The organism is Nonomuraea sp. NPDC049784, assembly GCF_040659615.1.
In the GTDB taxonomy this organism is placed as follows: Bacteria; Actinomycetota; Actinomycetes; order Streptosporangiales; family Streptosporangiaceae; genus Nonomuraea.
Window position 1 is genome coordinate 1 of record NZ_JBFAMX010000415.1, and the last position, 9,157, is coordinate 9,157.

The window sequence follows — 9,157 nt, forward strand, 5'->3', positions numbered from 1 at the left end:
CCGCGAACTCGGCCCGCCACCAGCCCGTCTCGCGGGCCCGTACGGTGGCGCTGAACGAGCCGTCGGCACCGGTCGTCACCTTGGTGATCTCACGGTAGGCGTCGGCGCCCCGTGCGCGGAAGGTGATCGCGACGCTCTGCGCGCCGTACCCCTTGCCGTCGGCGAGCAGCCGGCCGGAGACCTTGACCAGGTCGCCCCTGTCCACGAAGTCGGGGCTGGCGTCGAAGTCGACGATCTTGGTGTCGAGCACCTTCTTGGCGACGACCTCGAACGTGCCGCCGCGGGACGCGCCGCCGGCGATGGCCAGCCAGCTCCACGTGCCGGTGTTGGAGGAGTCGAAGGACTTGGTGCCGGTCCACTTGGTCCAGTCGCCGTTCTTGGCGGACGTCAGGTCGACGGGCTTGCCGACACTGACGTCGCCCGGGGGCTTGAGCTGGAGCTCGGCCTTGTCGGCCCCCTTGGTGGCGAAGCTGAACGTGGCCGTGACCGCGCCGTTCGTGACGTCGACCGGCGGGCCGGGGTTGATCTCCATTCGAGTGATGACGGGGTCCGCGGCGGCCGTCGCGGCGGTGGGTACCAGGACGAGTGCCCCGGCGCCCAGCGCGATGGCGAGGGCGGCCACGCGGATGCGTTGTAACATGCGGGTTCCTTTCTGGAGACCCCAGGGGTTTCAACGCGGCATTGAGGGTGCCACGTATGTCATCTCAGTAGACGTACGCTCCGGCCCGAAAGTTCGGAAATCTGACAAACCGTTATTGATGGGGGTCAATCGGACCGGTCCACAAGATGTGGGCGGCGTCCAGCAGACGTCAGCGCCGAACGAAGACATAATCGGTGTGTGGCGCGCGACACTGTTGAGACTCTTTTCACTCAGGCAATTGCGACGCTTGAGGCGGGCCCCGCACGAGATCCGGGGCGACCGGTCCGCGAGGGCACGTCCCTGACCGGCGAGCAGTGCGTGAGGCTGTACCAACGCCAGGTCGACAGCCGCCTGCTGGACATCGCGGCCCGCTGGCTGCGCGAGCAGGACGAGGGCTTCTACACGATCGGCTCAGCCGGTCACGAGGGCAACGCGGCCGTCGCCGCCGCCCTGCTGCCCACCGACCCCGCCCTGCTCCACTACCGCTCGGGCGCGTTCTACCTGGCCAGGTCCGAGCAGGCCGGCAGACTGCCCGAGCAGGGCCTCCGCGACGTGCTCATGGGCCTGACTGCGGCGGCCGACGAGCCGATCGCGGGCGGCAGGCACAAGGTGTTCGGCCATCCCGATCTGGCCGTCATCCCCCAGACCTCGACGATCGCCAGCCACCTGCCCAGGGCGGTGGGCGTGGCGTTCGCCATCGAGCGGGCCAAGGCGCTCGGCGCGCCGTCCCTCTGGCCGGCGGACGCGGTCACGGTGTGCAGCTTCGGCGACGCCTCGATCAACCACGCGAGCGCCCTGAGCGGCCTCAACATCGCCTCCTACGCCACCTACCAGGGGCAGCCGCTGCCGATCCTGTTCGTGTGCGAGGACAACGGCATCGGCATCAGCGTCCGCACGCCCAAGGGCTGGGTGGAGTCGGCGGCGCGGCGTCCCGGCATCGAGTACTTCGCCGCCGACGGCTGCGACCTCGCCGAGACGTACGACGCCGCCCTCCGCGCGGTCCGGCACGTACGCGAGCGCCGCTCCCCCGCCTTCCTCCACCTGTCCACCGTGCGGCTGATGGGCCACGCCGGGTCCGACGTCGAGCAGGCCTACCGCACTCAGCGGGAGATCAAGGCCGACCTCGAGCGCGACCCGCTGGTCCGCACGGCGGCGCTGCTCGTGAAGGCCGGGCTGACCACACCGGACGAGCTGCTCAAGACGTACGAGTCGCAGCGCGAGCACGTGCTGCGGATCGCGCTCGAGACGACGCGCAGCCCGCGGCTCGGCTCAGCCAAGGAGATCATGGAGCCGCTCGCGCCGCGCAAGCCCGAGCTGATCGCGAAGATCAGCCCGATGGCGGCCACGGCCGCGGCCAGGACGAAGGCCTTCGCCGGCTCGCTGCCCGAGCACGACAAGCCGATGACGCTCTCGCAGGCCGTCAACCGCACGCTCGCCGACGCGCTGGCCGTCTACCCGGAGATGACGGTGTTCGGCGAGGACGTCGCCAAGAAGGGCGGCGTCTACGGCGTGACCAGGGGGCTGCAGAAGAGGTTCGGCGCAGGGCAGGTGTTCGACACGTTGCTCGACGAGCAGGCCATCCTGGGGCTGGCGCTCGGCTCAGGCGTGTCGGGGCTGCTCCCCGTGCCCGAGATCCAGTATCTGGCCTACCTGCACAACGCGCTCGACCAGATCCGCGGGGAGGCGGCCACGCTGTCGTTCTTCTCGCGTGGCTCGTACACCAACCCGATGGTGGTGCGGGTGGCCGCGTACGCCTACCAGAAGGGGTTCGGCGGGCACTTCCACAACGACAACGCGGTGGCCGCGCTGCGCGACATCCCCGGCCTGGTCATCGCCTCACCCGCCCGTCCCGACGACGCCGCGGCCATGCTGCGCACCTGCCTGGCGGCGGCCCGTACGAGCGGCTCGGTGTGCGTGTTCCTGGAGCCGATCGCGCTCTATCACACGCGTGACCTGTTCGAGGAGGGCGACGGCGGCTGGCTCGCGCCCTACCCGCCGCCCGGGCGCTGGGCGGAGACGCACGTGCCCATCGGGCGGGCGCGCTCCTACGGCGACGGGCGCGATCTGACGATCGTGACGTTCGGCAACGGTGTGCGGATGAGCCTGCGGGCCGCCGTGCGGCTGACCCAGGAGAACGTCGGGTGCCGCGTCCTCGACCTGCGCTGGCTGGCGCCGCTGCCGACGGAGGACCTGCTGCGGGCGGCCGAGCTGACCGGCAACGTCCTGATCGCCGACGAGACCCGGCACACCGGCGGCGTCTCCGAGGCGATCGTGGCGGAGCTGGTCGACGCCGGGTTCACCGGGAAGATCGGCCGGGTGACCTCGGCCGACAGCTTCATCCCCCTCGGCAAGGCGGCCGACCACGTGCTGCTGTCGGAGGACGAGATCGAGCAGGCGGCGCGCAAGCTACTGGGTTGAGCGGACCACGGCTCCGCGGATGCACGCCGGCTTGGACCACGCGACCGTGGAGTTCTCCGAGATCTGGAGCGGGACGCCCACCAGGAAGCAGTAGCCGGTGCCCGGGTCCAGGCCTGCGACGCGGGTCGCGGTGGCGCCCTGGCCCAGGGCGGTGATGGGGTGCTCGCCCTTCTTGACCGGGGAGCGCTGGAGGACCACTGGGTAGCGGCCGGCGCCGGCCGGGAGCGTCCACCGCAGCTCGACCAGGGTGCCCTGGTCCTTCGCCTTGAGACCGCGCGGGGTGAGCGCGGCTATGGACTTCTTGTCGATGGGGACGGTGTCCTGAGAGCCGGGCTCGGACGTCTTCGGCTGGGCGGTCTTGGGTGTCTGGGACTGCTGGAGTGAGAGGTAGATCGCCGCACCCGAGCCGCCGATAACGACGGCCGCCACCGCCGCCCCGATCACGAGGCTCCGCTGCAGGCGCCCCCCTCCGGGCTCCCCGCCCTGGACGGAAGGGTTCGTGACAGCCGAATACGCGACGGCGCCGGCCATGGGGGCGGCGGAGTGCGGGGGCGCCCCGGTCGCCTGTAAGCCGGACGGGCCCGCCCCCTGCAAGCCCGGCTGCCCGGACGCCAGGTGGCCCTGACCCGTCGCCTGCGGGCCCGTCCCCTGGAGCCCATGCTGACCCGTCGCGTGCATGCCGCCGCTACCCATGCCGCCGCTGCTCGCCGTCTGTGCGCCGGGATACGGCTGAGGCGCGCCGAAAGGCGTGCCGGGCAGGTGGTGACCGGTAGAAGGCAGCTGGTTGCCCGTCACCGGCAGGTGGTTGCCCGTGGTCGGCAACTGGGGAGGGCCGGGGTTGCCGGTGGGCGGGTCGTCGAAGCGGGTGCGGGGGACCGTGGACATCGCCGGTCCGGGGCCGGGGTCCTGGCCCACCAGGTCCGTCACCGACAGGCCCAGCTCGGCCTGCACCTCCCGCAGCCGCTGGGCGAACTCGCGTGCGGAGCCGTACCGGGCCTCCGGCTGCTTGGACATCGCGCGCAGGATCGTCTCGAAGACCGGCGGCGGCACGTCGGAGCGGTTGATCGGGGGCGGGTCGATGCTGAGCACCCGGTACATGAGGGGCGCGATCGACGGGTCCGCCGGGTTGTGGAAGGCGGGCCGGCCGGCCAGCAGATGGTAGAGGGTCGAGCCGAGCGAGTAGATGTCGGTCGAGGCGGAGTGGGGCTGGCCGGTGAGCACCTCGGGGGCGGCGTGCAGCGGGGTGAACGCCTGCGATGTGGCCGAGATCTCCGAGGAGTCGACGACCCTGGCCACGCCGAAGTCGGCGATGGCGAGCTCGCCGTACCGGGAGATGAGGATGTTCTGCGGCTTGATGTCGCCGTGCAGGACCCCGGCCTCGTGTACGGCGGCCAGCGCCCCGGCCAGCTTCACCCCGGCCCGCAGCACGTCGGGCACCGGCAGCGGCCCCTCCTTGCGGACCTTGTCGCGCAGCGAGCCGTTCTCGAAGAAGTCCATCGCGATGTACGGCTTGCCGGAGCGCGTCACGCCGGTGTCGAAGACGGTCACGACGTTGGGGTGGCCTGTGAGGCGGCCCGTGAGCTGCAGCTCGCGCTGGAACCTGCGCATCGTGCGCTGGTCGACCCGGTCGACGGACAGCACCTTGAGCGCCACGATCCGGTCGAGGCGCTCCTGGTAGGCGCGGTACACGACGGCGAACCCGCCCTGCCCCGCCTGATCGAGTACCCGGTAGCCGGGCGCGTCCTCGACTGGCAGCACGGCACTCCCCCCTGTTATGGGGCGAGTTTAGTGCGAAATATCGTGACTAGAGCGGATTCATGAGGTACGCCCCGAAGACCACGGACACGACCGACACCAGCAGGAAGAAGAACACGTAGAACCCGCCGGGCAGGAACGTCAGCCTGGCCAGCTGGTCCGCGTCGGAGTCTCTCGCCTGCCGCCTGCGCCGCTTGCGCTGTAACTCGATGATCGGCCTGATCCCGCCGAACAGCAGGAACCAGACCGCGACCAGGGCGACGACCTGCTGGACCTCGGCCGGCGCGTACATGATCAGGGCGAAGACGGCGCCGCCGGTGGCCAGCAGGATCAGGGCCCCGTACAGGTTGCGGATGAGCAGCAGCATGCAGACCAGGAACAGCAGCACGCTCCAGATCAGCAGCGTGATGTGCCCCATCTCGGTCAGCCAGGCGGCGGCCAGGCCCAGCAGCGGCGGCGCGAGGTAGCCGGCCAGCGCGGTCAGCACCATGCCGGGCCCGGTGGGCCTGCCCCTGGTCAGCGTCACGCCGGAGGTGTCGGAGTGGAGGCGGATGCCTTCGAGCTTGCGCCGGGTGACGAGCGCCATCAGCGCGTGGCCGCCCTCGTGCGCGATCGTGATCAGGCCTCTGGACACCTGCCAGGGCATGCGGAAGCCGACGAGCACGAGCGCGGCCAGAGCCGAGACCCCCACGACCCAGGGGTCGGGGTCAGGCTGAACCTTGATCAGGTGGGCCCAGAGCTGTTCCATCGAGGAGAAACACTATCCAGGTAAAGTCTCGTTCGTGGCCACAGAACAACATTCTGACGCGCGGGTGCCGGACTGGTGGCGGGGGCTGGGGCTGCCCGGCCTGATCGATCTTCACGTGCACTTCCTGCCGGAGCGGATGGAGCGGCGGGTGTGGCACCACTTCAGGCACGGTGGCCCGCTGATGGGAAACGGCTGGAAGATCGAGTACGAGTGGCCGGTGGAGGAGCGGGTCGAGCGGCTGCGGGCGATGGGCGTACGGAAGTTCCCCGCCCTCGCCTACGCGCACAAGCCCGGCATGGCAGCCGACCTCAACGCCTGGACGCTGGATTTCGCCCGCCGTACACCTGAATGCCTTCCTTCGGCGACCTTCTACCCCGAGCCTGGGGTCGTGGAGTACGTGCGCCGGGCGCTGGATGACGGCGCGAAGATCTTCAAGGTGCACCTGCAGGTCGGCGGGTTCGACCCGCGGGCCGGCGAGCTGGACGAGGTCTGGGGGCTGCTGGCGGACGCGGGCGTGCCGGTGGTGACGCACGCCAGCTCGGTCCCCGTGCCCGGCGGCTACATCGGGGCGGAGCCGATCGGCGAGGTGCTGCGCAGGCATCCGCGGCTGCGGGTGGTGATCGCGCATCTCGGGATGCCGGAGTACGACCCGTTCTTCGAGCTGGCCGGCCGCTACGAGCGGGTCGCGCTGGACACCACGATGGCCTTCACCGACTTCTGCGAGCTGGGGATGCCGTTTCCCGAACGGTTGCGGCCCGCGTTGCTTGATCTGGGCCTTTCGGGGAAAGTGGTGCTCGGCACTGACTTTCCGACAATTCCTCACTCCTACGCGCATCAGCTGGACGCCCTCGCCCGGCTGGACCTGGGCGATGACTGGTTGCGGGCAGTGTGCTGGGACAACGGCGCGGCCGTGATCTGATAGGAAGGTGAACGATCGGCACGTGGCGCTCATCAGCGCTTTCTTCGACGCTCTGGGCCGTGTGGACTTCGCGGCCATGGAGCGCTGCTATCACCCTGACGTCAGCTTCGGCGATCCGATCTTCCAGGAAGTCGAGGGGCGCGACAACGTGATGAGGATGTGGCGGCTCCAGCTCGGCGTGCGCGACGGGGTGAAGTCCGCATATCGTGACGTGACGGCCGACGATTACACCGGGACCGCGCACTGGACGTCGCGGTACACGTTCTCGAGCACTGGGCGCGAGGTCGTCAACGAGATCGAAGCGCTTTTCAGGTTCGAGGACGATCTGATCGTCCGCCATCACGACGAATTCGACTTCAAGCGCTGGTCGAAGATGGCGCTCGGCAGGCCACACGGGCTGCTGATCGGCTGGACGCCGATGTGGCGCCAGACCATCAGAGACCGCGCCGCACAGCAGCTCGACAAGCTCTCGTAGTTCCAGGAAGTGGGCAATGGCCAGGGTGAAGGGGTTCAGGCGCAGCGGTGACGCACGCGAGGAAGCGCCCGAGCACTCGATGGACCCGCGTGCCGCGGAGGAGCGCGCCTACCGGCCGACCGTCATCGACAACGCGATCTATCAGAACGGCGAGCGAGTAGACAATCCCGGCTCACTCGCCGATGCCTTCGAGCGACTCAAGCAGATGCCGGACAGCATGGCCTGGATCGGCCTCTACCGGCCGAAGGAGTGGGAGCTGGTCAAGCTCGGCGAGGAGTTCGAGCTGCACGAGCTGGCGCTGGAGGACGCGATCGTCGGCTCCCAGCGGCCCAAGGCCGACCGCTACGGCGACACGCTCTTCGTAGTGCTGCGGGCCGCGCGCTACCTGGACGATGTGGAGGAGGTCGCGTTCGGGGAGGTGCACGTCTTCGTCGGGCCCAACTTCGTGATCACCGTACGCCACGCGGAGGCGCCCGACCTGCAGGGCGTACGCAAGCGCATGGAGTCGGATCCCGAGCTGCTCCGGCAGGGCCCGCAGGCCGTGCTCTACGCCATCCTCGACGCGGTGGTCGACGGCTACGCGCCGGTGGTGGCCGGGCTGCAGAAGGACATCGAGGAGATCGAGGTCCAGGTCTTCGGCGGCGACCCCTCGGTGTCGCGGCGCGTCTACGAGCTGTCCGGCGAGGTGATCGAGTTCCAGCGGGCCACGTCACCGCTGGTGGGCATGTTGCACGCGCTCATCGCGGGGGCGGCGAAGTACGGCGTCAACGACGAACTGCAGAGCTACCTGCGTGACGTGGCCGACCACGCGATCACCGTGGCGGAGCGGATCTCGTCCTTCCGGACGATGCTGCAGAACATCCTGGTCATCAACTCGACGCTGGTGACGCAGGCGCAGAACGCGGAGATGGCCCGGATGACTGAGGCGAGCATCCAGCAGGGCGAGGAGGTCAAGAAGATCTCCGCCTGGGCCGCCATCCTCTTCGCGCCGACCCTGGTCGGGACCATTTACGGGATGAACTTCGACTTCATGCCGGAAACGCACTGGCTGTTCGGCTACCCGTTCGCCATCGTGCTGATGGCGGCCGTCTGCTTGACCCTCTACGTGGTCTTCAAGAAGCGCAACTGGCTCTGACCTTTCGCTAGTATCCCGCCTCATGATCACTCGTTTATTGGCGGGGACCGCCACCGGCGTGGAAGCCGGCCATCGAGGATTTCGAGCCGGTGAAGGTGGAATTCAAGGAGGCGTCCGACAAGGAGTCCTGCTCCACCGGCATGGAGGTCTCCGGCTCCTTCTCCGAGATCTGCGCCACGTCCATTCGGGTGCGGCTGGCCGATGACTGGATCAGGGCCAAGAACGATCTCGCGGTGTTCACCTCCGTGGTCAGGACGTGGAGCGGGGTCGTGACCGGGCAGACCGGCATCGGGAAAGCCTGGTGGGGGATGCAGAACGACGGGTTGGAATCCCTCATGAACGAGCAGAATCGCCGGTACTACCTGCAGACCGACTGCTTCGTGGGCGTGTCGGCGAAGGCCCTGGGGCGGGTGGTCAAGGACTGGAAGCCCGTGCTCAAGGTCCAGGACTTCTGGAAGAACAGGTACCAGGGCAAGACCGCCAACCGCCTCTACTGGATCGAGAAGGGCTACAAGGCGGGCAAGCCCGGCGCGTGCAACACCTGGACGGCGAGCTCCTCCAAGGTCGCCTGACGGCGGTGGATCGAGTGACCGGCGGAGCGGCGTGAGCGTGCGCCGCCGGTCAAGGCTCGTGTCCTTCTCGCCTGGACGATCGCCGACGGCGACGGCGGTGCCGACGGTCTCTGGATCGACCAGCCGAACTCCACTCGCTACGTACGCGTGCGGGGCGTGCACCGGGCAGCTATCACCGAGTGATGATCGCCAAAATGCGCATGCCCTTGGCTCAGTCCGTGCCCGGTCACCAAAGGGCCGCGATCACGAGGCCGACCACGATCAGCCCCGCGAGAGCGAGGCGAAGGGCCGCGAGCACGCGCCCGCGGCCGGCGGCCTTCACGGGAGGTCCTCAGGCGTTCAGGCCGACGTGCTGTTCCAGGCGTTCCAGGCGCTGCCCGATCGACTGCAACTCGTTCCTGACCACCGTGGCCAGCGCCGCGAGCTGATCCCCACCTTGGGTGGCGGGCCCGCCCTGCTGGGTCTGGGCGCGCAGGTGGACGTAGCCGGCCAGGG

Annotated in this window: 8 protein-coding genes; 5 read left to right on the forward strand and 3 right to left on the reverse strand. The window is 69.2% G+C overall.

Features of this window, described 5'->3' with window-relative positions; translation table 11 throughout:
• The coding region (locus tag AB0J09_RS45625; RefSeq protein ID WP_360705878.1) for a hypothetical protein at positions 1-640 on the reverse strand (640 nt) is incomplete at its 3' end.
• A gap of 318 nt (positions 641-958) precedes the next feature.
• Here AB0J09_RS45625 and AB0J09_RS45630 point away from each other — a divergent pair.
• Complete coding sequence (locus tag AB0J09_RS45630) at positions 959-3,058, forward strand: thiamine pyrophosphate-dependent enzyme (protein ID WP_360705881.1); 2,100 nt, start codon at positions 959-961, stop codon at positions 3,056-3,058.
• On the opposite strand, the gene AB0J09_RS45635 is transcribed toward AB0J09_RS45630, so the two are convergent.
• Positions 3,047-4,816, reverse strand: coding sequence for a protein kinase (locus tag AB0J09_RS45635; protein WP_360705884.1), 1,770 nt, complete (start codon positions 4,814-4,816; stop codon positions 3,047-3,049). The two genes, AB0J09_RS45630 and AB0J09_RS45635, sit on opposite strands and share 12 nt — an antisense overlap.
• A 46-nt stretch (positions 4,817-4,862) precedes the next feature.
• Positions 4,863-5,561 (reverse strand): M50 family metallopeptidase, encoded by a 699-nt coding sequence (locus tag AB0J09_RS45640; RefSeq protein WP_360705888.1) that lies wholly within the window; start codon positions 5,559-5,561, stop codon positions 4,863-4,865.
• Between the two features lie 34 nt (positions 5,562-5,595).
• Here AB0J09_RS45640 and AB0J09_RS45645 point away from each other — a divergent pair, with 34 nt between their 5' ends.
• From AB0J09_RS45645 to AB0J09_RS45660, 4 genes are all read left to right on the forward strand, one after another.
• Positions 5,596-6,480 carry an amidohydrolase family protein gene (locus AB0J09_RS45645; RefSeq protein WP_360705891.1) on the forward strand — a complete coding sequence of 295 codons (885 nt, stop codon included), beginning with the start codon at positions 5,596-5,598 and terminating at the stop codon, positions 6,478-6,480.
• A gap of 7 nt (positions 6,481-6,487) precedes the next feature.
• Positions 6,488-6,955: a nuclear transport factor 2 family protein gene (locus AB0J09_RS45650; RefSeq protein ID WP_360705893.1), complete on the forward strand. Its 468-nt coding sequence runs from the start codon at positions 6,488-6,490 to the stop codon at positions 6,953-6,955.
• Between the two features lie 16 nt (positions 6,956-6,971).
• Positions 6,972-8,090, forward strand: coding sequence for a magnesium and cobalt transport protein CorA (locus AB0J09_RS45655; RefSeq protein WP_360705896.1), 1,119 nt, complete (start codon positions 6,972-6,974; stop codon positions 8,088-8,090).
• Positions 8,091-8,179: 89 nt separating this feature from the next.
• Positions 8,180-8,662, forward strand: coding sequence for a hypothetical protein (locus AB0J09_RS45660; RefSeq protein ID WP_360705898.1), 483 nt, complete (start codon positions 8,180-8,182; stop codon positions 8,660-8,662).
• Positions 8,663-9,157: the final 495 nt, after the last annotated feature.

Excerpts from the sequence above, each read along its gene's own strand:
- AB0J09_RS45640 (WP_360705888.1), bottom strand. The coding sequence starts at position 5,561 with ATGGAACAGCTCTGGGCCCACCTGATCAAGGTTCAGCCTGACCCCGAC.
- AB0J09_RS45655 (WP_360705896.1), top strand. The coding sequence starts at position 6,972 with ATGGCCAGGGTGAAGGGGTTCAGGCGCAGCGGTGACGCACGCGAGGAA.